Below are 22,219 nucleotides of genomic sequence, written 5' to 3'. Positions count from 1 at the left end.
CAAGGTAGGATTTATACCGCCCTTACGGGCGCACTGGGTTTAAGCCAAAACCGGGTCTTGCCGCTGCCGGAGCCGCCCACCACCAGCACATTTTTGTTTCTTGCATTTGCCGGATTCTTCGGGCGGTTGCCCATCATCAGCCGCTCCGTCCGGGTCAGAATCACATTGTTTGCAAACACTGGATCTTCAAACGGTTCGATGTCTTTCTGCGTACCCCATCGGGCAGAGCCATACTCCATGCCATGGCGATATTTCTTGGCATTTTTGCCTTTCAGATACACAGCAAGCCGCAGACCCGCTCCGCAGCACACACCAATCAGCAAATCCATCGGATACAGACTTGGCATCGGATTGGAAAAGGCTGTGCCCAGGGCAGAAAGAAAGCCGAGGAGCTTTTCAGACATGTCTGCGCCCTCGGCAATTCTCCACGCTTCTCCCAGATTGGTACATACAAGACCTGCAATGAAATACGGCAGGTTCAGGATCAGCCGCTTTTTGGTCTTATTACTCATAGATCACGCTCCTGACTTTTGTGGCGAACCTTATCCGGCAGAATTGCAGTAACCAGCTCTTTGAGCTTGTTAAGCTGCTCCAGAACACTCGGTTTTTCCTTTGCTTTCAGCTTGCGGTTGGTGAATTCCTCAAAAGCGGAAGTCAGTGCATCCGCATCCTTCGCCTTAAAGAACACCGTGTACTTGGGAGGAATCACATTTTGGTCTTTCGTAATGGCATAATCCACACCATATTTCCGCGCCACCTGTTCAAAGCCTTTCAAATCCGTTTTTTCAATAGGGATACTGCTGACTCCCTGATTCTGACCGATCAGTTCTTTGATGCTCTGCTTTCCAACCGGCAGCTGCGCCGTTTTCTGAGCCACCTTTGCCTGATGGTGCCGTTTCCACGCATTATAGCCATTCACGATGGTGCGAAAGGTCAGTTTCGTGGTGCTGATTGCCAAATTGACAGTACGATTTTCAACTTCTTCCTGCATGAATCTCCGCCTCCTTCCTTACAAACTTTCCCGATCCGGTGCCGGTTTACTCTTTTCCAAAGGTTTTGCAGCCTTTTCCTCCATCCTCTTCACCATGTCATCCGGAACCGGAATTGCCATGATGCTGCGCCCCATACGAACGAACATCTGGGGCTGATGGAACTGCTCCTCAAATTTCTGCATCTGCTCCGAAGTCAGAGAACCAAAGTCATCCTCTGTCAGCCCTACCACCAGAAAATCACCGGCATAAATGTCCTGCATATCCCCGTCTTCGGTGTAAATCGCACGGTTCAGGGGCAGTCCATTGATTTTGCCGGATTCATTCAGAATAATGGCCACTTCATCCTCAAATGGATAGGTTACTTCAATATCGCCGCCGACCATGGCCTGCAAATCTTCCAGCTCCGTGCCAACACTGATTTTCTTCGGATAGGCATTGGGCTGTACCAGCAGCACCTCCATTGTCCTGGTCTCTGCCAGTTCATGTTCTCCCACGGTCTTGAAGTCCACACCGGTGAAATCGCCGGAATCCAGAACATAATCCTGATTGTTCCACGCCTGCGTCACCATGCGTTCCGCGTCTTCCTGTGAGGCAGCTTCCACGGAAACCTTTCTCTGGAGAGTCTCTGTAATCTCCACATCAAATTTCTTCATAGGCTCCTCCTTAGATCAGGCGCAGTGCCGGAACCAACTCGCCGCCAATGGAAACCACCGTCAGATTTTCGTTCACATAGTCGATGGTGCGTTCCAGCGTAAACAGGTTGATGCTGCACTCGTTGCCGTTCTGGTCGATTTCCGAAACCTCCGCAGCTCCCAGCAGATAGCGGGTGCCGTCAGTCTCGATTACATCGCTCTCATCATAATGGAGAAGCAGCTCCCCATCTGCCACCAGATCAGCCTCCATCTCATCGTAAACATCCTCAAAGATGCCTCGACTGCCGTCCTCGGTCAAAAGTTCGCCGCCAGCCCCCGGCAGGATCACCATCACAATGCGCTCCTTCGGGTGATCTTCACGGATTGCCTCCAGCATCAGCCAGTTATGAAGCATCGCAATGGACTTCTCAAACTTGGGATCATCCATCGGATTGGGCTGCGATGCACCGTTCGGACAGTTCTTGCAGTCCATACTGCACACCGCGTTGTTCTGATTCTTCTTAAAGTTCATCATCATAAAAGTCTCCTTTTTATCGTTCCATATCTCGTTGTTTACTTCGCTGCCACTTTTCCAGCAGCCGGATAATCGTGTCCTGCATCTGCTTCGGTGTATAGGATTTCGGGAAATACTTCCGAAGAACCTCGTTTTTAATCGTCACATGGTCAAGCTCATCCTTTTTGATTTCATTCATTACTTCACACATGGCATCCAAGGTGCAGCCGCCCTCCTGCGAGAGCTTTTTCAGCCGCTGTGCCTGCGACAGGGATGGAGATGCCTGTGCATAGTCCATAGCCTCCAGAAATTCTTTCTGTTCAGATGGCTTCAGATAAGACAGCTCTACCGCCGGATTGAAGGCGATTTTCTTCTCATCCACCATATCCAGAATTTCGCGAATTAGGTTGGTAAGGCGGATAAACCGCTGAACTTGCGTTTTACTTTCATTCGCATCATCAGCTAACTGGTTCACAGCCCACGACTTCTGACCAACTTGGTCAGAAGTTAAATCTCCGCGTTGTCCCTGATGTTTCATCGCTTCCAACTTCATCTTGTATGAAAACGCTCTCTCGCTGGGAAGGATATTTTCCCGCTGCAAGTTGCTGTCCACCATAAAGATGATTGCCGCATCATCGTCCATTTCCTTGACGATGACCGGCACTGTCTCCAAACCTGCCAGCTGCGCTGCATGAAGCCTGCGGTGTCCCGAAAGAATTTCAAATCCGCCTTCCGGGTCAGGCCGGACAATCAACGGGGATACCACCCCTATCTGCTTAATGCTCTCCACAGTCTGTTCCATCAGCTCGTCATCCAGCACCTTAAAGGGATGCCCTTCAAAAGGATGCAGGTCAGAAAGCGGCATCTCCGTCCGCTGCTCCTTAGCCGCAGCGTCGGCAGCTGAGCCACTGCGGTTTTCTGTTGTAATACTGGTTTTTGCTTTTGCCATTCAGCTTCTTAACCTCCTTCCAGCGGTGATAGATGTCATTCTTACCTGCGAAAAACGCCTTTTTTGCCTTGCACTTCATAGATCAAGTACCTCCTTAACGACCTGCTGTTTTTCTTTTCCAATGCTTTTTCTGCGGTCCTCTCCGCTGATTCGCACCGGCGTACACATTTCCAGAATCCTGCTGTAAATCCGGGCGTATGCCACATCCTGCGGATTGCGGATTTCCGCAATCTTCAGATTGGTTGTGATAATGACCGGAAGCCCGGACTTGTACCGTTCATCAATGACAGCGTAGACCTGCTCCAGCGCATATTCGGTGCTGCGCTCAATTCCCAGATCATCCAGAATCAACAAAGAATAGTTGGAAAACGAAGCGATATACCGGTATCGCTCTTCCGAATACATGGCACCCATCTGGTTCAGGATTTTGGAGAAGTTCGTCATCAAAACCGGAATGCCCTGATCCAGCAGCGCATTGGCAATACATGCCGCCACAAAGGACTTTCCGGTGCCGACATCTCCCCATAACAAAAGGCCAAGGTTTTCAGCCTTGACCTTTTTCCACTGCTCCACATAGCGTTTTGCCATCTGGATATCCTTGTTGTCTTCTGCAACGGCAAAATTCCATTCCAGAAGATGCTTTTCCTGAATCCCCGTTGCTTTCAGCTGCCTGATTTTACGATGCCGCTCCGCCAGTTCATCCTGGCGTTTCTTTTCCGCCATCGCTTCCTGCTGGCATCTGCAAAGACAGGGAACAATCTTGTCTCTGCCCCAGAGCTTTACCCTGCACTGCACCGGCGTATGACAGTTCCGGCAATACAGCAGTCCGTCCTCGCCCTGGTATTCCCGCTCTCCGGGTTCTTTCGGCGTAAAGAGCGAATCCAACGCCGCATTCAATACTTCAGGCACCATGTCGCTCATAGGCTGTCTCCTTCCTCAAATGTGTAATCTGCCGGGTTGTACTTAGGCTTTTCTCTCTTTGCCCAGCTCCGGATTGTGGCAAGGTGATTTTTGTAGCTCCTGCCGGTGGAGGCCATATACTCAGAGAGCCGTTCCACCCGCATCTGATAATCTCCTGGGAACTCCTGCCGGAGCTTGACGTATTCCGTGTCAGAGAGAAGAACATTTTCGTATGAGCCATACCGGTGCTGGATTTCTTTCTTCTCTCTTTTATTGATTGTTTCAGTACTTGTTCTATTAGTACTTAATTGCGCGGGATTTTCCGTAACCGGTGTGTCCGTATCCGGATTTACCGTATACGGCTTTTCCGTACACGATGATTCCGAACACGGCTTTTTCCTCGGCATCTCATAAATCACATACTCCGCTCTGCCCATCCGACCGTTACTCTCACGCTGCTGGTTCCTTTCCAGATACCCAAGACGCTCCAGCTCCTTCAGAGCCGTAAGCACTCCATCTACGCCATCCGGCGTAATCGAAGATAACCCCCGTACCGAATAGTTCCATGTGTCCGGCAAACTGAGCAGCATGGAGAGAAGTCCTTTCCCTTTCAGGCTGAGACCCTGATCCCGCAGGTGGTAATTGCACATCGTTGTGTAATTGCTGTTCTTCTCAACCCTGAATACCGGCATGGTGCTCACCATCCTTTTTCGCAGGCTCCGCTTTTTTCTTCGGACATTTGCGCGGACGATCTTCGCTGTCCTCCCGGCGATGGTATTTGCCGGTATCCTGCATCATACGTTCAAACGCCTGAAGGCGTCCCTCTGTAAAAAGCGTCATTCGATCACACCCCATTTCTTAAACAACTTGAAGAGATGATTCTTTCCCTTGCAGGTCACTCTCGTCTGTTGCACCAGTTTTCCGCTTCTGCCGTAGCAATCTCGGACAATAAAATAGCCCCTTGCAGATTTGTCTGCAAAAGGCATCAGCCAGCCACTCGGACTGCGGTACAGATAGCGATGATCCAGTAAGAGAGCCACTGCCGTCTTCTCCGGGATTCCGATTTCCTTACAGAAATTCCGGATGCAGGTACAATCCTCCGAGTTCACAAAGGTGTCGAAGTAGTCTGCCTTGGGCTGTGCCGCATCCAGCTGTTTGCGGATACCCTCAAGCTGCTCCCTCTCGGCTACAAGCTCCTGTGCCAGGGTGTAGATGACCTCCGGATGCTGAATCACCTGATCCAAAATGGAATCGCTCATATACACTCCATGCTTGCGGATAGAAGGGAGAACTTCATCAAACACCCAGTGTTCAAATCGTTCTGCCGATGGCAGCTTGCTGTGAACGATCAGCCGGTAAACATCGCCTTCTGTGATAAAGGCGATTTCAACGACCTGCTCTCCAGCATCCCCATACTGATTCACCTTCTGAACGACCCCCTCGCGTTTCGTTAGGGGGCCTCTGCAATGGCGTTTCACTGCGGCATAGGGATTCACATACCCCAACGCTTTCGCCACGTCACTTGCACAGAAGAATGTCTTTCCCGCCTCCTGCAACACGCGGATCGAACCAAACTCCTGGTTCTCAAACACCTCCATCATTTGCCTCGACTGTCCGCCATGACTGCCCACATCGGTATCATGGGTCTTCTGATTGAAATCCGTCATACCTGTTACCTCCTACTCAAATTTGTCTCGCCGGATTTCAGGCGAAAAAAAATAGAGCCTCGACCCATTCTCGTTTTCAAAGAATGAGCCAAGGCTCTATGTAAATCAGTCAAGTATGTGTTCGTCCGTCGATGGCAAAATTGGACTTCATTTGCTCCTATTGTCCACCAGTAATTTAACCCATAAGAGGTCAAAATGGGCTTGTCCACCAGTAATTTGACCACTATAAACCCATAAATTTCCGTTCAAATTCCATCAAAACCGAACAGTCCAGACAGAATTTTGGGTATAGAAAAAGCCCGGAAAATGGCGTATTTCCGGGCCTTTTTAGCATTTTGAAGTTGTCGATTATCGCTTGCTGAACTGCGGTGCGCGACGAGCGGCTTTGAGGCCGTATTTCTTTCTTTCTTTCATACGCGGATCTCTTGTTAAGAAACCAGCTTTCTTTAATACCGGACGGTACTCGATGTCTGCGTGAAGCAGAGCTCTGGAGATACCATGACGGATAGCGCCTGCCTGTCCGGAAACTCCGCCGCCGTGAACGTTAACGATAACGTCGAACTTATCAGCTGTCTCTGTTGCTGCTAACGGCTGACGAACGATGAGCTTTAATGTCTCAAGACCAAGATACTCATCGATATCTCTCTTATTGATTGTGATCTTACCTGTTCCCGGTACAAGATATACTCTTGCGATAGATTTTTTTCTTCTGCCTGTTCCGTAATATTTTGTGCTAGCCATTATGAATTTCCTCCTTTCAGACCTCTAATTAAAATTTGATTTCTAAAACTTCCGGCTTCTGTGCTGCCTGCTCGTGATCCGGGCCAGCGTAAACGTGAAGTTTTGTGATCATGCTTCTTCCTAAAGGTCCCTTCGGGAGCATTCCCTTAACTGCTAACTCGATAACCTTCTCCGGCTTCTTCTCGAGCATTTCTCTTAAAGTTGTCTCTTTCATTCCGCCTACATAGTCGGAGTGGCTGTAGTAGATCTTCTGATCTAACTTCTTACCTGTAACTTTGATCTTGGAAGCGTTTGTTACGATCACGTAATCGCCGCAGTCGATGTGCGGAGTGTAGATCGGTTTGTTCTTTCCTCTTAAGATCTTTGCTACTTCTGATGTCAGACGACCTAATGTATATCCTGTAGCGTCAACTACGTACCATTTTCTCTCAATTGTTGCTGGACTAGCCATAAAGCTCTTCATGGGTTGACCTCCTGTTTGTACTAAATCAATCAATGTTCCTTTATCGTAAAATACTGTTTCCGGGGCTTTGGCCACAGCATTTTCAACCGATGTCACAGTTATACATTATATTATACATGGTCGGGTGTGTCAACCATTTTTCTTCAAAATTTCGATTAAATTTTGCCGAAAAACCTATATTTTATCGTGGTTTTGGCATGGTCCGCTTAATCGTTCCCCGATACACGATCTCAGCCACAACTGCTGCCGCAAACTCCGTGATCCAGAACGCGTTCCAGACCGCGCCGCCGCCGAAGAGATGACAGAGAATAAAGGCGGACGGAAGGATGACTACGATATAGCGGAGCAGGGAGATCACAAGGGACTGGACGCCCATGCCGATTCCCTCGAGGGCTCCGGATGCCGTTACGGAGACCGTTGAGACGATAAATCCGGCGCTGATGATCCGGAGAGCAGTGCCGCCCGCTATGATAGTCTCCACATTGTCCGTAAAGGCCCCGATCAGCGTATTGGCGATTGTAAGGCAGAGCAGCGTACCCGCCGCCATGATCACACCGGTCATGGCAAGCGTTGTCTTATAGATCGTTCCGACTCTCTCCCGCTCTCCGGCACCGAAATTATAGCCGATCACCGGGCGCATTCCCTGGATAATGCCGCTGGCTGGGAAATAGAGGAAAGTCTGCAGTTTATAGTAGATTCCCAGAATGACCACATAGCTTCTGGAATACTGCGCCAGCAGACCGTTTAACACAAAGATCATGACGGAGGGCAGCGCCAGATTAAGGATTGCCGGGATCCCGATCCCGTAGAGCTTCTTCATCGTATTTCCACCTGGAACCTTATACCTTGCTTCCAGCTTTACCGGAACCGGTCCTTTAAAATAGAAGGCAAGGTAAACCATGAGCGAAATAAGCTGCCCCACACCTGTGGCAATCGCCGCTCCGGAGATTCCCATTTTCGGAAAGAATGCCAGTCCAAAGATTAAAATCGGATCCAGGATAATATTTGTGATGCAACCGCCGAGCAGGGCGATCATGGAGACCTTCATCCGCCCCACTGCCTGAAAGATCTTCTCGAAGGCTAATCCTGCCATGATGATTGGTGAAAACAGGAATGCAACGGATGCGTAACGCACACCGTACCGGATGACCTCCTGATCGCCTGTGAACATTCCAAGGAATCCTGGCATGATAACGATACAGATCACAGCGAGGAGGATCCCGTGGATCACAGACAGGACAACGCCCTGAGTCGCTGCCCGGCGCGCTTCATTCTCCTTTCCGGCACCTCTCGCTGTGGCGATCAGAGCGTTGATTCCCACGCCGAAACCGATCGCCATGGCATTGATGAAGTTCTGGATCGGAAATACCAGAGACAATGCTTCCATGGCATTCTCACTGATCCTGGCAACAAAATAACTGTCTACTATATTATAAAGAGAATTCACCAGCATAGACAGGACCATGGGCATTCCCATTCCGAGGAGAAGCGGAAAGACCGGCTTCTCCTTCATGAAAGTTTCATTCATATTTATATCCATTCCTTTCGCTTCGCTCAGGCACAAAACGTTATGAAAATGTTCCCCTGAGCCTATTTTTTCTTTATAATTCTTCTTGCAGGGAACTCGGTATACTACAAATCACGGGGAGGTGAGTGAGCTGTCCGGCTTGCCGGATGACCGAATATTTATATGTGTAGTCCGCCTTTTCAAGCACAAATAAGTGTGACTAAAGAGCACGTAATCTTATCTTTATATAAACATTCATATAAAAAAGAATGTGCCTTGGCACATTCTCGCGCCTCGCGCGGTCGCTTGCGACAGTCTACATCTTCGCGCGAGTGCGCATCTTTGGCACGTCAGTGCCTTTTTATGTAACAGGGAATTCCTTGGAATTTCCTGTTACATAAAAAAACCACACAACCACCCATAAAGCTTTTAGGTGATTGTGTGGCGAAAAAAGTTCTTCTCTAAAAATCCACACGAGTTTTAACGTCTGGTAGAATAACATAGATTTCGGATTCTGTCAACTATCCGGAGCCCGAACATCTCACTTCCGCATCTGTCCGGCAAAATCTGCCATGTCCGATGCTGACAGATCATCTCGCATCTGCGATGCTGCGATTCCTTCTGTTTCACAGCGATTTCGTACCTTGCTTCTTTTTCTCCAGATAATCATTTAACTCCGCGTTCTTCACATTCGTGATAAACATATGACCCGGAGCGTGGGTGATGACGATCGGCGGCTTCGCCCGCTCGACGGCTGCCTGTGGGGTCACGCCGCAGGCCCAGAATACCGGGATCTCGCCCTCGCGGATCTCCACTGGATCTCCATAGTCCGGATGGTCGATATCCTTGATGCCGATCTTTTCCGGATCTCCCATGTGGACAGGACCACCGTGAACATTCGGGAACTTCTCCGTGATCTCCGCCGCCTTTTTCGCGTCCTCTGGCGTCATCGGGCGCATGCTGCATACAAGCGGACCCTCGAAGACTCCTGCTTTCTCGCACTCGATATTCGTCTTGTACATCGGCACATTTCTTCCCATCGAGATATGACGCACGTCAATTCCTGCCTGTAAGAGCGCCTCCTCGAAGGAGAAGCTGCAGCCGATAAGAAAACCAACGAAATCATCCTGCCAGTATTCGGAAGCATCTGTCACTTCATCGACCTTCACGCCGTTTTTATAGATAAAGTACCGCGGAATATCGGTAACGATATTCGCTCCCTCGCCCATGTCATGAACCAGCGGGGAACCGTCCATGATCTCGAGGATCGGACACGGTTTCGGGTTGCGCTCCGCGAACTTTTTAAAATCCTCCGCATATTTTTTCGGCAGGATCACAAGGTTTGCCTGTGCGTATCCCCCGCACATTCCGGCTGTCGGTTCTGTGATCTCACCGTCACGGATCTTTTTCCAGATCTCTTCCGGTTTTGTCGTTCTGTAATCTCCCATTTTTCACTACCCCTTTCTCCTATGCCGTTCTTTTCGTTTTCGGCATCTTAAGGTTCCTGTTCCCCATGACTCATTCTGCTGAAATGCTTCGCCGATCAATTCATTTTCCGGCCTGCATCTCCATATTTCTTCTTACCGGAATCTCACAACCTCTTTTTCAAGCTCCACAAGAAACTCTTTTCCATTTACGGAGATCTTATAGGTTCCCGCCTTTACCCATGCGGTCTTGTTCGCCTCGGATGCCGCTGCGATCGCCACCGCCTGCTCATCATCCGCCGGTTCCACCGGGGTATTCAGTCTCTTCGCAAGCGCGTCAAACTCTTCTTTTTCCTTACAATAGAGATCCTGCGCCTCATCCACCGTGACTTTCTCAAAATGGATCTTCATTCCCGGCATGCACTGGGCAAGCACCGGAAGGTCCACAGAGATCACGTTGGCGATCTTTGTGTAGCCGCCTGTGGTCTGGTGGTCCGCCATCATGGCGATAGGATTTCCGTGGGACGGAACCTGTACAGCGCCGAAGCTGATGCCGTCGGTGATGATGTCGCCGCCGTTTTTATGCTCGATCACATCGCCTTCCATGCGGCAGCCCATGCGGTCATACTCGTTGGAGATCGTGTAGGTGCTGTTTAAGAAGGTGTTGATTCCCTTATCTGTAAAACAGTCGTCCTGCGGTCCCATAACGACTCTGAGGGTCCATTCCTTTGCCCCGTAGGACGGAAGTTCATATACACGCCCGGACATATTCGGAAGCCAGGATGCAGGAGCGCGGAAAGCGATCTCATCGCCGGTTCCTAATTTTCTTCCCTCGTATCCGCCGACTTTTGATTTCAGGTTCGTGGATCTGCTTCCCATAACGACCGGGATATCAAGTCCGCCCGCAAAAGCGATATACGCACGGCTTCCGCCGTACATGCCCATGAAGCTCAACGTCTGGCCCGCTTTTACCAGGACCGCACGGTATCTCTCCACCGGTTTTCCGTCGATCTTTGCCCCGAGGTCGCCGCCTGTCACCGCGATGATCTCATCTTCTGTAAACTTCATCGTCGGGCCCATCATCGTGATCTCGATGACCGCCTCGTTCATATCATTTCCGACAAGGATATTGGCGAGTGACGCTGCCCTGGTATCCATGACACCAGATACAGACATTCCAGTCTCCTGATATCCGTAACGTCCCATATCCTGAATCGTTGTCAGGAATCCGCCGTTTATGATCTGAATGCCCATCACTCCGCCTCCTTATCATATACTACATACTGATATGTATTGTTCTCCACCTGTTTTTCGATGGCTTTGTACTCTTCTTCCGTCACCGGGCGGAATTTAATGTACTGTCCGGACTCAAGGAGCACCGGTTTTTCCCGCTCGGAATCATAGAGCTTTAACGGAGTTCTTCCGATGAGCTGCCAGCCGCCCGGGGATGCCACCGGATAGATTCCAGTCTGCTCTCCGGCGATTCCCACGGAGCCGCCCTCGATCTTTACACGCGGACTCTTTAAACGCGGAGTCGCGATGCGCTTGTCCATACCGCCGAGATACGGGAAGCCAGCGATGAAGCCTAACATATAGATCAGATATTCTTCAGAGGAATGGATCTTTACGACTTCTTCCTCCGTAAGACCGTTATGTTTTGCCACATTCGCAAGATCCGGTCCCATCTCCCCGCCATAAAGCACCGGAATCTCGATCACGGTTGGCGGCGGGATCTGGATGCTGCCCATGGAGGACAGGATCTTCTCAAATTTTTCTGTCAGTGCTGAGAACCGGATCACTTCCGGCTTGTATACAACAAGAAGGGAACGGTAGGTCGGCACAGTCTCTACGATTCCTTCGATCTGTTCTTTCTCTAACGCGATCTTGAACGCGCGGATCTTCCGGTTGATCTCCGGACTGATCTCATTTCCAAATTCCACGGTGACTGCACAGTCGCCGGAAACCAGATATCTTACATTTCCCACAGCGAGTCTCCTCTCTATACATTTGCGGCTGTTTGACATTTGTAAGATGTCAAACAGCTGCACTCTTTTTCCTATAAACTTAAATTTTTGATCTCGACGCCTTCCGCGATCAGTGTCTCACGGATATTCTTTACGAACTCCAATGCCTTTGGGTTATCTCCGTGAACGCAGATAGAGTCTGCCTTGATCGCGATATCGTTTCCGTTGATGGACTCGACTTTTCCTTCTTTTACCATACGGATCACACGTTTAATCGCGAGGTCTTTGTCCTTGATCACTGCACCCGGAAGCTTTCTTGATACGAGAGTTCCGTCATCGTTGTAAGCGCGGTCAGCGAAGACCTCACTTGCAGCGCGGAGACCGACTTTTTCTGCTGCCGTGATCATCTTAGAACCTGCAAGTCCCATGAAGATGATGTCCTTATCTACCTCATAAACTGCCTCACACATCGCGATAGCTAACTTCTCGTCAACAGCTGCCATATTGTAAAGAGCGCCGTGCGGTTTTACATGCTGGATCTTTACGCCGTGGGCGGTACAGAACGCCATGAGAGCGCCCAGCTGGTAGCGGACATACGCTTTCGCCTCGTCCGGTGTCACTGCCATATTGCGGCGTCCGAAGCCCACAAGATCCGGGAATCCCGGGTGTGCGCCGACGGCTGTTCCGAACTCTTTCGCCAGAGCAACTGTCTTTTCCATCACCATCGCGTCACCTGCGTGCCAGCCACAGGCCACGTTTGCGGAGGAGACGTACTTTAAGATCTCCTCATCCATTCCGATCGTATAATTTCCAAAGCTTTCTCCAAGGTCACTGTTTAAATCTACACGGTACATAATATTTCCTCCTTGCTTTCGTTGCCGGTATTTTTCAATCTTCTACCTACTATTTTAAACGACTTGCATCACAATCTCAATACATAATTAACCTTAGCCGAACATCTTTAAGATTCCCGGAAGAGCTTTGATTCCGGAGAATCCTGTGAGCAGTACCACGCATACACCTAAAACGATGAGGATCGTCGGATGCTTGTAATCCTCGCCGACGATCTTCTTGTTTCTGCTCGCGAGAAGGATCGTTAAGAGGGTCAGCGGAAGGATCAGTCCGTTCAACGCGCCCGCAAGTACGAGAAGTGCTGCCGGCTTTCCAAGGATCGCCATGATCAGTGTGGAGGCTGTGATAAATCCGATCACGAACCACTTTTCATTCTTCATGATAAACGGATGAAGAGTCTTTAAGAAGGAAACGGATGTATAAGCAGCGCCGATGACGGATGTGGTAGCGGCGAAGAAAAGGACAAGACCAAAGATCTTATATCCAATCACGCCCGCTCCGAGACGGAACGCGTCTGCTGCTGGGTTTGAAGCGTCAAGTGTCACATCTGGATTTGCTGTCACGACACCGAGAACCGCAAGGAACAGCAGGATCCTCATGATTCCAGAAACGCTGACACCCATTAAAACAGACTGGCGTACATGCGGAAGATCTTTCTTTCCGGAATATCCGGCGTCAAGAAGACGGTGCGCACCGGAGAATGTGATATATCCGCCGCAGCTTCCTCCAAGAAGCGTGATGAGCGGAAGGACAAGAGCACCCACATCGCCCGGATGGAAAATACTGCTCACAGCGTCCCCTACCGGAGGTTTGGATTTGATTGCCACATAGAGAACAACGATGATCATGATGCTTCCAAGATATTTTGTCAGCTTATCCATGCTGGTCTTCGCGTCCTTGGAGAGGAAGATCAGGATTCCGATGATTCCCGCGATAAAGGTTCCAACCGTCGTCGGAATTCCGAACAATACGTTAAGTCCCAGGGCGCCGCCTCCGACATTTCCAATGTTGAATGCCAGACCGCCAAGCGCAACCATGAATGCGATAAAATACCCGAGTCCCGGAAGGACTTTATTTGCAATATCCTGTCCGCGCATGCCGGACACACCGATCACCGACCAGATATTTAACTGTGTCGTCACATCCAACAGGATCGTACAGACGATCACAAGCGCGAAAACGCTTTTATACTGAGCCGTAAATGTGGAAGTCTGTGTCAGGAATCCCGGTCCGATCGCGGATGTCGCCATCAGGAACGCAGCTCCCATCAAGGTCGTCATGTTGCTGTGTTTTTTCTTTTCCCCCATAAATGAGTACCCCTTTCGTATCTTTTCTACAACTGATGCCTTGATTTTATCTGACTTTTTAGTGATATTCAACTATATTTTTCAGTTTTGAAAAATCTTTTTGAAATTTTCAAAAAAATCGTGCGAATCCGCTCAGTTTTAGCGAGCGATTTCGCACGATGTGAATTTTTGCACGTTTTCAATTGTTCAGCAGGTCTGCCCCTTACCGTGCGGGCCGTAAGATTTCAGTCTTCCTTATCAAGTCTTCTCTTCATGGAGAATCTCGTGATTCCCAAAAGGGCCGCCGCTTTTGTCACGTTGTTTCCGCAGAGCTTCAGTGCCTGGTCCATGTAGATCTGTTCCAGCATGGAGACCTCCTGATCGAGACTGATCGGTCCTTTCCGAAGATCCTTTAACGCAAACGGCTCTCCTGTCCGGGTATCATCTTTCCAGTCTACCCGCTTTAATTCCACATGTTTTTCAAGCACGTCCCCCTGACAGAATAAGAAGCAGCGCTCGAAAATATTTTTCAGTTCCCGAACATTCCCTTTCCAGTCATACAAAAGCAGCTCCCGCATAAAATCAGGATCCACATGGGTGATATTCTTTCCAAACATGCCATTATAATATTTCAGGTAATAATCGCATAGCGCCGGAATATCCTCTCTCCGATCCCTCAACGGCGGGATCACAAGCTCCATGACATTGATCCGGTAGAAGAGATCTTCCCGGAATTCCCCCTGCTTTACGGCATGTTCCAGATTCCGGTTTGTCGCCGCGATCACCCGGGCATCCACTTCGATGTCCTCCAGACCACCCACACGCTTGAACTTCTTATGGTCCAGGAACGTGAGGATCTTTGTCTGCATGGAGAGGGGAAGTTCCCCGATCTCATCCAAGAACACGGTTCCGCCTGCTGCCAGCTCGATCAGACCCTTCTTCGTCTTCATCGCGCCCGCAAAGGCCCCCCGCTCATAGCCAAAGAGCTCGCTCTCCATCAGATGTTCCGGAATTGCGCCGCAGTTGATGCGGACCATCAGGTGGTCCCGCCGGTCGCTGCAGGCATGGATCAGGGACGCTGCAACCTCTTTTCCGGTTCCGGTCTCGCCCCGGATCAGAACATTCACTGAGGAATTCTTTCCGAGAAGTTCGATGTGGCGCCGGATCCGCATCGCGGCGTCGCTGACTCCGATAAATTCCTGCGTTTTTCCCTTTAAGAACTCCAGGGATTCCCGGTCCTGCATCTGGCCAATGCAGCGGCTGGCGATCCGGTCGATCTCGTCAATGTCAAAGGGCTTTAAAATATAGTCGTAAGCGCCGCGCTTCGTTGCCTCCACCGCCTGCGCGACAGAGCCGTACGCCGTCATCAGGATCACCTGGACCTCCTCATCGGCGGAACGGAACGTGGATATCTCGTCGATCCCGAGGCTGTCCTGCAGGCGGTTATCCAGAAGGATCACCTGCGGGTGGAACGTTTTCATCTTCTCGAGAGCGTCCTTCACCGTTTCCGCCGACTGGGTCTCGTATCCCCGGTCCTTCAGTCCTTCCTCCAGCGTAAACCGGATCAGAAATTCGTCATCAACGATCAGTATCTTTTTCATGTTCATCCCTGCTTTCAAAAATCAGGCGCACCGTCGTTCCGCAGCCCGGAGCGCTTTCCATTTCCATTTTGCCGTGGTTCTGCCCGATCAGCCGGTTTACGATCGCCAGACCGAGACCGACGCCGTTAATGCTCTTCGTGTAGAACGGTTCTTTTGCGCGTTTCAGTTCCTCTTCATTCATTCCTTTTCCGTTATCGGAGACGCAGAATGTAGTCATGCCTCCGTCGGAAGACACTGAGAGACGGATCTTCCCCGTGCCGTCCCGGCTGACCGCCCGCATGCTGTTCGTCAGAAGATTGTACAGCATCTGGCGCATTTCATTCTCATCGGCAAACACTTCACACGCCGCGCAGTCTGTCTTGAACGCGACATTCTGCTGTTCGCACTCCTTCGCATAGATGGATGCCACCTCCCGCAGCAGCACATCCGCCTGAAAAACATGTCTGTGGTTTTCCTTCTTCACCGACAGCGTAAACAGGTCATTGATCAGCCCGGTCACCCGGTCGATCTCATGGAGCATGCTGTCGCAGAGAAGCTTTTCATTCTCCTTCACTGCCCGCCCGCCAAGGACCTGGATCCCGGACCGGATCCCTGCCAGCGGATTTTTGATCTCATGGGCCAGTGCCGATGACATCCGGCTCGTATACTCCATTTTCGTGTAGTTATCAAGGTTTTTCAGAAGATTCTCAAAGGTTCTCGCCAGCTGGCCGATCTCGTCCTTTCTCGCTGTTTCCAGGAAACGGTACTCCCGGAACCCGTCCTTGTTCTCATCGAGCCTTTTACACGCCGCGCTCATGCTGCGGATCGGTTTTGTGATACTCCAGGCGAGGAACACGCTGACCTGGACGATGATCAGGAGACTGGCCACAGCGCCCACAATGACGTAATTCTGTTCTTCCAGGATCGCATTCTCAAATGACTTTTTATCCATCCAGTATTCCAGACGCCACCCCAGGAAATTTCCACTGTCCGCGTACAGGAGTTCCATGTTCCCGTCCGGGATCTCCTCGTCCCCTGTGATGACCGTACCGTCGGCAGCCATGATCCGCACCGCCGGATCATGATAGAAATTATACTTCTGCCGGATCTCATCCTCACTCAGTTTTCCCTGCAGATAGTAAATATCCGCCTCCATGCCGCGGATCGTGGTCCTCGCGTACTCTTTTCTGTCCTTAAGCTTTTCTGTATATCCATTACACACCGAAATAGCGCAGAATGCACAGATGACCAGGATCCCTACCATGATGAACGGCAGCATGACCTCATGCTCGATCCTGCAGAACCATGATCGAAACAGCTGTTTTTTCTTTCCGCTCATTCTTCTGCCCCTCTCTTCTTCTCAAACATCGGGATCACAACATAGACCGCCGCCGCGCACAGTGTTGCCGGAAATGCCCAGTATATCTGGAGATCCATTTTCCAGAACAGGACAGAGCAGATAAGTCCCGTAAAGAACGCTCCCACCGCCCCGGCTTTCGTTCTCCGTTTCCAGTACAGTCCACCGTAGATCAGAGGGGCAAGCGCCGCCGAGAATAATCCCCAGATGTCCGCTCCGAAGGACAGCATGTCCTCCGGCGGATTTACGGATAAGATCAGTGCAGCCGTGCCACCTATGAAGATAAATACCCGCGCCAGGATGAGGATCTGCTCCTCCGACATCTTCTTTTTTGTGATCTGGGCAGCCACATCGTAGGACAGCATGCAGCCGATCAGGTGAAGCTGGGAGTTCGCCGTTGAGACACAGGCGCCGATCACGCTGATCAGGAAGAAACCGCTGAACGGTGTGTTCATGAGATTGACCACTGCATAGATAAATACGTCATCCGCGGAGCAGTAATTTTTCAGCTGCGGAAAGAGGATCCGCAGTCCAAGACCGATCTGGGTCAGTGCAAAGTACAGCACGCACAGGAATATCAGTGCATGCAGGATCATATGTTTTGCGGTTTTTTTATCCTTCGCCGCCAGGATCCTGACCATATACTGGGGATTCGACGCCAGTCCCATTCCCCAGCCGAAGAACATGGAGATATATACGAAGATTCCAATCTCCGCTGTCTGATTTTCAAAAACGCCCTTGCTCTTTATGAGTTCATGCACAGTCTGATCCGTCAAAAACCAGTGTCCCGGAACGTTTTTTACGATAACCAGATACAGAACCCCGATGCTCACAGAGAGCATAATCAGATTGAGGCAGTCCGACTTCGTGACGGAGTTAAAGCCGCCGAAGCTCGAATAGAGGATAAAAAGATAGACAAGAAAGACAGCCACCTTGTAATTGATATTCAGCAGGCTGGATACCGCAATGCCAAATCCCTTGATCTGGATCATCAGATAGAAAATATAGCCGCAGATCATAAAAATGGCCGATGCTGTCTGCAGAAATTTTGAATCATGCTTTTTTCCGATCAGCTGTGGGATCGACAGGACATCATTCTCGTATAGCCGGTCCGTCATCAGATACAGGAGACCCGCGCCGATAAACCACGGGATGACCGACGACGCGATAACAGAGAGTCCGCTGTGGTATACGTTTCCCGTAAATCCCAGAATCGTCGCCGCGGAGACCCAGGTTCCGACAAATGTGAAAAACAGGCGTTTTTCGTCATTTTTTCTCTCACCGACGAAAAACTTGGAGAGAGAATCGCTTTCCGAAAAGGAGAGCTTTCCGATGACCAGGAACACAACGGAATAGATGACAAAATAGATCAGCTGGATCAGTACCCGGTTCATAGCGTCCTCCCCGTATACTCCGTTCCGTAGCTGCCGTCATCCAGCCTGCGGAGTCGGTAATACCCATAGCTTTCCGTCTCAGACACCTCATACCCATCCGGTACCGTCACAAACACTTCCTTCGCCCCATTCCGGTATGCCTGGTGCACCATACGGCGGATCAGTCGGGGGAGTTCCTCCGGTTCGGAGAACCTGATCCGGACGCAGGAGATTCCGTCGGATTCCAGTTTACTCTGGTCCAGAACAGCGTCCCAATGTTCATTTCTCGAGGTGATCTCCTTTGGGATCTCCCTCTCATACTCGATTCCCACAAGTGTCAGGCCCTTCGCCGGAGCAGTCTGTCCCGCCTCTTTGCGGTTTCTTGCCTCCAGTACCTCTTTCACATGTTCCGGCTCCCACTCACCGGTTCCGACTTTTAACAGGGTTCCCGCGATGATCCGCACCATGTTGTAGAGGAATCCGCTGCCGCAAAGGCGGATCGTTACGATGTCCTCATCATTCTTTTTCACCTCGGCCCCGTAGATCGTCCGGACCGTCTCCTCCGCCTGGTGGTTTGCGGCGCAGAAGCTGATGAAATCATGTTCCCCGATGAGATATTTTGCCGCCTCATTCATCTTTTCCACGTTTAACGGGTAATAGCAGAAATGGGCGTAGAGGCGTCTTGTCGGGATCTCGAACTTACAGTTTAAGATCTGATACTCATAGGTCTTTACGCAGTTCTGCTTTCTCGGATGCCAGTCCAGGGGAACCTCCTCGGATTCCACCACACGAATATCCTCCGGAAGTCCGCGGTTTACCGCGTAACAGAATTTATCTCCCGGGATCCGGCTCTCCGTGTCGAAGACCGCCACGTTTCCTCTTGCATGGACACCGGAGTCAGTCCGGCTTGCCCCAATGACGCAGACAGGCTCTTTCAGAAGATCCGAAAGAGCCTTATTTAACATCTCCTCTATGGTAACGCCGTTGGGCTGGAGCTGCCAGCCCTTGTATGCGGTGCCGTCGTAGGCCACCGTCAGTTTGATTCGTCTCATAGCTTTATTGTTTTCCTTCTGCTGTCCGGAAAATCCGGGCAATTCTATTTCTCTGAATATCAAGTTCCCGATTTCGACCATTTTCCACGCGGTGCTGTTCCCCGTCATATCCGGGCTTTAGCGCTGCTTTTCATCGAAACCGGAGTTAATCATCTTCTACAGCAAAACCTTCAGCACGATCGCCGCCGCAAAATACACCAGATACGCCCCATAAACCATACGGTCCCTCTTCGCGTACTTAAGCGGTTTCATCTTTGTTCTGCCCTCGCCGCCGCGGTAACATCTCGCCTCCATGGCCATCGCGAGGTCTGTGGCACGGCGGAACGCGGATACGAACAGCGGTACAAGGAGCGGTACCATGGATTTCGCCTTCTGGATCAGGTTTCCGCTCTCGAAATCAGCGCCTCTTGCCATCTGCGCTTTCATGATCTTATCTGTCTCCTCGATCAGGATCGGGATAAACCGGAGCGCAATGGACATCATCATGGACACCTCGTGGACCGGAACGCCGACCTTCTTTAAAAAGCCAAGGCTCTTTTCCAGACCGTCTGTCAGCTGGTTCGGCGTCGTTGTGAGCGTCAGGATCGTGGATCCCATAACGAGGTAAACAAGACGGATCGCCATAAATGCCGCAAACCGGAGACCTTCCCAGGTCATCTGCAGGAAACCGATCTTAAAGATCGGGGTACCCGGCGTCAGGAACAGGTTGAAGCTGACGCTGATGAGAAGCAGGAACACGATGGATTTTAAGCCGCGCACCATGAATTTTACCGGGACATTGGAGAGCTTGATGGCAGTGATCAGAAAGATCGTCGCCGCAAGGTATGCCCAGATATTGTCCGCAATAAATAGTGTTACAATGTATACAAGCGTTCCAAAGAGTTTTGTTCGTGGATCCAGCCTGTGAAGAAGGGAATCTACCGGGTAGTACTGTCCAAGCGTGATATCTCTTAACATGTCGTTTCCTCCCCGGCTGTCTTTTCTGTGATGTCCGCATTCCCAGAGGCTGTTCCAGTGGCGTTCCCATGATCTGCGTTCTCGGAATCCGCTCCGGCTGCGCTTACCTGCGCTGCATTTCCGGAACTTTTTCCATACTTTTCGCGCCAGATCTTAAGGATTGCATTCTTCGCCTCTTCCACCGTCGTGATATCCGGATCCAGCGGGATCCCCTTGTCGATCAGCTTGTGCACCACATAGGTGATCTGCGGCGCCGCAAGGCCGATGGCTTCCAGCTCTTTATAATGGCGGAATACCTCCTTCGGAGTTCCGTCGAAGACCTTCTCGCCGTGGTTCATGACCACAAGACGGGACACATATCGCGCCACATCCTCCATGCTGTGGGAGACGAGAATGATCGTCAACCCCTGCTCGTTATGGAGCTTTTGTACGAGTCCTAAAATGTCGTCGCGGCCTTTCGGGTCGAGACCGGCTGTCGGCTCATCTAAGATCAAGACCTCCGGCTTCATTGCGAGAACACCCGCGATAGCCACTCGACGCTTCTGTCCGCCGGAGAGGTCGAAGGGGGACTGCTTATAAAAGCTCTCATCGAGTCCCACCATGTCAAGCGCCTCTTTCGCGCGCTTCTCGATCTCCTCCTTCGGGAGTCCCAGATTCTTCGGTCCAAAGCAGACATCTGAGAATACATCCACCTCAAACAGCTGATGCTCCGGATACTGGAAAACAAGCCCCACATGGCTGCGGAGCTCTTTCATGGAATATCCCTCTTTATAAATACTTTCTCCGTTATAAAGGATATCTCCGCTCGTTGCCTTTAAAAGTCCGTTTAAATGCTGGGTCAGGGTTGATTTTCCGGATCCGGTATGACCGATGAGGCCGATAAACTCGCCATCATGGATCGTAAGATTTACATCCTTTAAGGCATACTGCTCAAAGATCGTTCCCTGCCCGTATATATGATTCAAGTGTTTCATTTCGATTGCCATATTTCCACCATTTCTCCACTATTTTAAGAGCGGAACAAGTTCATCCACAAGCTCGTCGATGGAAAGAATTCCATAAGGAAGATCCATTCCGGCTTCCTTTAATTCATCTGCCAGTTCCGTTACCTGCGGCACATCGAGGCTGTATTTTTTCAGTTCCTTGACTCTGGAAAAGACCTCTTTCGGGGTTCCGTCCATCACGACATGTCCACCGTCGATAACGACCACGCGGTCTGCGTCAATGACCTCTTCCATATAGTGGGTGATCAGAACTACCGTGATCCCTTCCTGACGGTTCAGTTCATGAACCGTTTTAATGACCTCGCGGCGTCCGTTCGGGTCTAACATCGCTGTCGGCTCGTCCAGAACGATACACCGGGGCTTCATCGCCATAACGCCTGCGATGGCCACGCGCTGTTTCTGTCCGCCGGAAAGCTTATTCGGAGACTGAAGTCTGTACGCTGTCATACCCACCGCCTCAAGGCTCTTGTCGACCCGCGCCCAGATTTCCTCCGTCGGAACTCCCATGTTCTCCGGTCCGAATCCAACGTCCTCTTCCACCACGTTTCCGATGATCTGGTTATCCGGGTTCTGGAATACCATTCCCGCCGTCTTTCGTACATCCCAAAGATGCTCCTCGTCGTCCGTCCTCATTTTAGAAATATAGACTGTTCCATCCGTTGGAAGCAGGATTCCGTTCATCAGCTTCGCGAATGTGGATTTTCCGGATCCGTTGTGTCCTAAAATCGCTACGAAATCGCCTTCCTTGATGTCCAGAGAGACGCCCTTTAACGCATGGCTGACCTCATCCTTGTCTTCCTCTTCATCGTGCCTGATATAGTCAAAGATCAGGTTCACTGCTTTAATGATTCCCATAGAAATCCTTTCTCGTTTTTCATAAACTTCAAGTGACTGCGGCGCCGCATACACCTTCAGGCTGCCGCGACAAATGTTTACACGTTTCTAAATTTTAGTTGATATCTCATAGTAAGTCAAGTGTTTTCGCATGGTTCCAGGAGCTTACCT

The 22,219-nt window shown here is 50.6% G+C and carries 23 protein-coding genes and 1 pseudogene; all 24 read right to left on the bottom strand.

The annotated features are described in order from the left end of the window. Window positions 1-32 precede the first annotated feature (32 nt). Window positions 33-512: pseudogene (locus tag DWY93_RS02205) on the bottom strand (type IV secretory system conjugative DNA transfer family protein); the annotation flags it as partial. Then, the gene (locus DWY93_RS02200; protein WP_117471727.1) at window positions 509-991 is read right to left on the bottom strand and encodes a PcfB family protein; all 483 of its coding nucleotides are present in this window, start codon (window positions 989-991) and stop codon (window positions 509-511) included. The gene DWY93_RS02200 and the pseudogene DWY93_RS02205, both read right to left, overlap by 4 nt. Before the next feature lie 18 nt (window positions 992-1,009). Then, window positions 1,010-1,645: a DUF3846 domain-containing protein gene (locus DWY93_RS02195; RefSeq protein ID WP_117471726.1), complete on the bottom strand. Its 636-nt coding sequence runs from the start codon at window positions 1,643-1,645 to the stop codon at window positions 1,010-1,012. Between the two features lie 10 nt (window positions 1,646-1,655). Further along, window positions 1,656-2,162, bottom strand: coding sequence for a hypothetical protein (locus tag DWY93_RS02190; RefSeq protein ID WP_117471725.1), 507 nt, complete (start codon window positions 2,160-2,162; stop codon window positions 1,656-1,658). A gap of 13 nt (window positions 2,163-2,175) precedes the next feature. Further along, a complete protein-coding gene (locus tag DWY93_RS02185; RefSeq protein WP_117471724.1) occupies window positions 2,176-3,087 on the bottom strand; it encodes a ParB/RepB/Spo0J family partition protein in 912 nt (303 codons plus the stop codon). A 75-nt stretch (window positions 3,088-3,162) separates the two neighbouring features. After that, entirely contained in the window at window positions 3,163-4,008 is an 846-nt protein-coding gene (locus DWY93_RS02180; protein ID WP_117471723.1) for an ATP-binding protein, read from the bottom strand. Continuing rightward, complete coding sequence (locus DWY93_RS02175) at window positions 4,005-4,679, bottom strand: helix-turn-helix domain-containing protein (RefSeq protein ID WP_117471722.1); 675 nt, start codon at window positions 4,677-4,679, stop codon at window positions 4,005-4,007. The genes DWY93_RS02180 and DWY93_RS02175 overlap by 4 nt, the downstream gene beginning before the upstream one ends. Next, window positions 4,660-4,827, bottom strand: a complete 168-nt coding sequence (locus DWY93_RS17055) for a hypothetical protein (RefSeq protein ID WP_009532276.1) — start codon at window positions 4,825-4,827, stop codon at window positions 4,660-4,662. The genes DWY93_RS02175 and DWY93_RS17055 overlap by 20 nt, the downstream gene beginning before the upstream one ends. Further along, window positions 4,824-5,654, bottom strand: a complete 831-nt coding sequence (locus tag DWY93_RS02170; protein ID WP_117471721.1) for a phage antirepressor KilAC domain-containing protein — start codon at window positions 5,652-5,654, stop codon at window positions 4,824-4,826. Before DWY93_RS02170 ends, DWY93_RS17055 begins: the two co-directional genes overlap by 4 nt. 348 nt (window positions 5,655-6,002) lie before the next feature. Next, window positions 6,003-6,395 carry a 30S ribosomal protein S9 gene (gene rpsI / locus DWY93_RS02165; protein ID WP_015553391.1) on the bottom strand — a complete coding sequence of 131 codons (393 nt, stop codon included), beginning with the start codon at window positions 6,393-6,395 and terminating at the stop codon, window positions 6,003-6,005. A gap of 28 nt (window positions 6,396-6,423) precedes the next feature. Further along, window positions 6,424-6,858, bottom strand: a complete 435-nt coding sequence (gene rplM, locus DWY93_RS02160) for a 50S ribosomal protein L13 (protein WP_015553390.1) — start codon at window positions 6,856-6,858, stop codon at window positions 6,424-6,426. A gap of 181 nt (window positions 6,859-7,039) precedes the next feature. After that, entirely contained in the window at window positions 7,040-8,386 is a 1,347-nt protein-coding gene (locus DWY93_RS02155; RefSeq protein ID WP_117469309.1) for an MATE family efflux transporter, read from the bottom strand. A 605-nt stretch (window positions 8,387-8,991) separates the two neighbouring features. Then, window positions 8,992-9,813 (bottom strand): putative hydro-lyase, encoded by an 822-nt coding sequence (locus DWY93_RS02150; protein WP_117469279.1) that lies wholly within the window; start codon window positions 9,811-9,813, stop codon window positions 8,992-8,994. Between the two features lie 132 nt (window positions 9,814-9,945). Then, the gene (locus DWY93_RS02145) at window positions 9,946-11,043 is read right to left on the bottom strand and encodes a biotin-dependent carboxyltransferase family protein (RefSeq protein ID WP_117469278.1); all 1,098 of its coding nucleotides are present in this window, start codon (window positions 11,041-11,043) and stop codon (window positions 9,946-9,948) included. Continuing rightward, on the bottom strand, window positions 11,043-11,774 hold the full coding sequence (gene pxpB, locus DWY93_RS02140) for a 5-oxoprolinase subunit PxpB (protein ID WP_117469277.1): 732 nt from the start codon (window positions 11,772-11,774) through the stop codon (window positions 11,043-11,045). The genes DWY93_RS02145 and pxpB overlap by 1 nt, the downstream gene beginning before the upstream one ends. Before the next feature lie 71 nt (window positions 11,775-11,845). Further along, window positions 11,846-12,607 carry a 5-oxoprolinase subunit PxpA gene (locus tag DWY93_RS02135; RefSeq protein ID WP_015553386.1) on the bottom strand — a complete coding sequence of 254 codons (762 nt, stop codon included), beginning with the start codon at window positions 12,605-12,607 and terminating at the stop codon, window positions 11,846-11,848. A gap of 93 nt (window positions 12,608-12,700) precedes the next feature. Beyond that, window positions 12,701-13,912, bottom strand: coding sequence for an NRAMP family divalent metal transporter (locus DWY93_RS02130; protein ID WP_117471720.1), 1,212 nt, complete (start codon window positions 13,910-13,912; stop codon window positions 12,701-12,703). Between the two features lie 224 nt (window positions 13,913-14,136). Further along, the gene (locus tag DWY93_RS02125) at window positions 14,137-15,492 is read right to left on the bottom strand and encodes a sigma-54 dependent transcriptional regulator (RefSeq protein WP_117471719.1); all 1,356 of its coding nucleotides are present in this window, start codon (window positions 15,490-15,492) and stop codon (window positions 14,137-14,139) included. After that, window positions 15,470-16,810, bottom strand: coding sequence for a HAMP domain-containing sensor histidine kinase (locus DWY93_RS02120; protein WP_117471718.1), 1,341 nt, complete (start codon window positions 16,808-16,810; stop codon window positions 15,470-15,472). Before DWY93_RS02120 ends, DWY93_RS02125 begins: the two co-directional genes overlap by 23 nt. Then, on the bottom strand, window positions 16,807-18,222 hold the full coding sequence (locus tag DWY93_RS02115) for a sodium:solute symporter family protein (protein ID WP_117471717.1): 1,416 nt from the start codon (window positions 18,220-18,222) through the stop codon (window positions 16,807-16,809). Before DWY93_RS02115 ends, DWY93_RS02120 begins: the two co-directional genes overlap by 4 nt. Beyond that, complete coding sequence (gene truA / locus DWY93_RS02110) at window positions 18,219-19,253, bottom strand: tRNA pseudouridine(38-40) synthase TruA (RefSeq protein ID WP_117471732.1); 1,035 nt, start codon at window positions 19,251-19,253, stop codon at window positions 18,219-18,221. Before truA ends, DWY93_RS02115 begins: the two co-directional genes overlap by 4 nt. A gap of 156 nt (window positions 19,254-19,409) precedes the next feature. Next, a complete protein-coding gene (locus tag DWY93_RS02105; RefSeq protein ID WP_117471716.1) occupies window positions 19,410-20,210 on the bottom strand; it encodes an energy-coupling factor transporter transmembrane component T in 801 nt (266 codons plus the stop codon). Further along, on the bottom strand, window positions 20,204-21,196 hold the full coding sequence (locus tag DWY93_RS02100; protein ID WP_117471715.1) for an energy-coupling factor transporter ATPase: 993 nt from the start codon (window positions 21,194-21,196) through the stop codon (window positions 20,204-20,206). Before DWY93_RS02100 ends, DWY93_RS02105 begins: the two co-directional genes overlap by 7 nt. Window positions 21,197-21,214: 18 nt before the next feature. Beyond that, on the bottom strand, window positions 21,215-22,069 hold the full coding sequence (locus DWY93_RS02095; protein WP_015553378.1) for an energy-coupling factor transporter ATPase: 855 nt from the start codon (window positions 22,067-22,069) through the stop codon (window positions 21,215-21,217). Window positions 22,070-22,219 lie beyond the last annotated feature (150 nt).

It is taken from the genome of Clostridium sp. AF28-12 (assembly GCF_003435225.1).
GTDB lineage: Bacteria > Bacillota > Clostridia > Lachnospirales > Lachnospiraceae > Pilosibacter > Pilosibacter fragilis.
The sequence above is the reverse complement of the archived record's forward strand: the minus strand, read 5'-3'. Positions and strand labels throughout refer to the sequence as shown.

Coding starts and splice junctions, on each gene's coding strand:
- DWY93_RS02200 (WP_117471727.1), bottom strand. CDS start 991: ATGCAGGAAGAAGTTGAAAATCGTACTGTCAATTTGGCAATCAGCACC.
- DWY93_RS02195 (WP_117471726.1), bottom strand. CDS start 1,645: ATGAAGAAATTTGATGTGGAGATTACAGAGACTCTCCAGAGAAAGGTT.
- DWY93_RS02190 (WP_117471725.1), bottom strand. CDS start 2,162: ATGATGATGAACTTTAAGAAGAATCAGAACAACGCGGTGTGCAGTATG.
- DWY93_RS02185 (WP_117471724.1), bottom strand. CDS start 3,087: ATGGCAAAAGCAAAAACCAGTATTACAACAGAAAACCGCAGTGGCTCA.
- DWY93_RS02180 (WP_117471723.1), bottom strand. CDS start 4,008: ATGAGCGACATGGTGCCTGAAGTATTGAATGCGGCGTTGGATTCGCTC.
- DWY93_RS02175 (WP_117471722.1), bottom strand. CDS start 4,679: ATGCCGGTATTCAGGGTTGAGAAGAACAGCAATTACACAACGATGTGC.
- DWY93_RS17055 (WP_009532276.1), bottom strand. CDS start 4,827: ATGACGCTTTTTACAGAGGGACGCCTTCAGGCGTTTGAACGTATGATG.
- DWY93_RS02170 (WP_117471721.1), bottom strand. CDS start 5,654: ATGACGGATTTCAATCAGAAGACCCATGATACCGATGTGGGCAGTCAT.
- rpsI (WP_015553391.1), bottom strand. CDS start 6,395: ATGGCTAGCACAAAATATTACGGAACAGGCAGAAGAAAAAAATCTATC.
- rplM (WP_015553390.1), bottom strand. CDS start 6,858: ATGAAGAGCTTTATGGCTAGTCCAGCAACAATTGAGAGAAAATGGTAC.
- DWY93_RS02155 (WP_117469309.1), bottom strand. CDS start 8,386: ATGAATGAAACTTTCATGAAGGAGAAGCCGGTCTTTCCGCTTCTCCTC.
- DWY93_RS02150 (WP_117469279.1), bottom strand. CDS start 9,813: ATGGGAGATTACAGAACGACAAAACCGGAAGAGATCTGGAAAAAGATC.
- DWY93_RS02145 (WP_117469278.1), bottom strand. CDS start 11,043: ATGGGCATTCAGATCATAAACGGCGGATTCCTGACAACGATTCAGGAT.
- DWY93_RS02135 (WP_015553386.1), bottom strand. CDS start 12,607: ATGTACCGTGTAGATTTAAACAGTGACCTTGGAGAAAGCTTTGGAAAT.
- DWY93_RS02130 (WP_117471720.1), bottom strand. CDS start 13,912: ATGGGGGAAAAGAAAAAACACAGCAACATGACGACCTTGATGGGAGCT.
- DWY93_RS02125 (WP_117471719.1), bottom strand. CDS start 15,492: ATGAAAAAGATACTGATCGTTGATGACGAATTTCTGATCCGGTTTACG.
- DWY93_RS02120 (WP_117471718.1), bottom strand. CDS start 16,810: ATGAGCGGAAAGAAAAAACAGCTGTTTCGATCATGGTTCTGCAGGATC.
- DWY93_RS02115 (WP_117471717.1), bottom strand. CDS start 18,222: ATGAACCGGGTACTGATCCAGCTGATCTATTTTGTCATCTATTCCGTT.
- truA (WP_117471732.1), bottom strand. CDS start 19,253: ATGAGACGAATCAAACTGACGGTGGCCTACGACGGCACCGCATACAAG.
- DWY93_RS02105 (WP_117471716.1), bottom strand. CDS start 20,210: ATGTTAAGAGATATCACGCTTGGACAGTACTACCCGGTAGATTCCCTT.
- DWY93_RS02100 (WP_117471715.1), bottom strand. CDS start 21,196: ATGGCAATCGAAATGAAACACTTGAATCATATATACGGGCAGGGAACG.
- DWY93_RS02095 (WP_015553378.1), bottom strand. CDS start 22,069: ATGGGAATCATTAAAGCAGTGAACCTGATCTTTGACTATATCAGGCAC.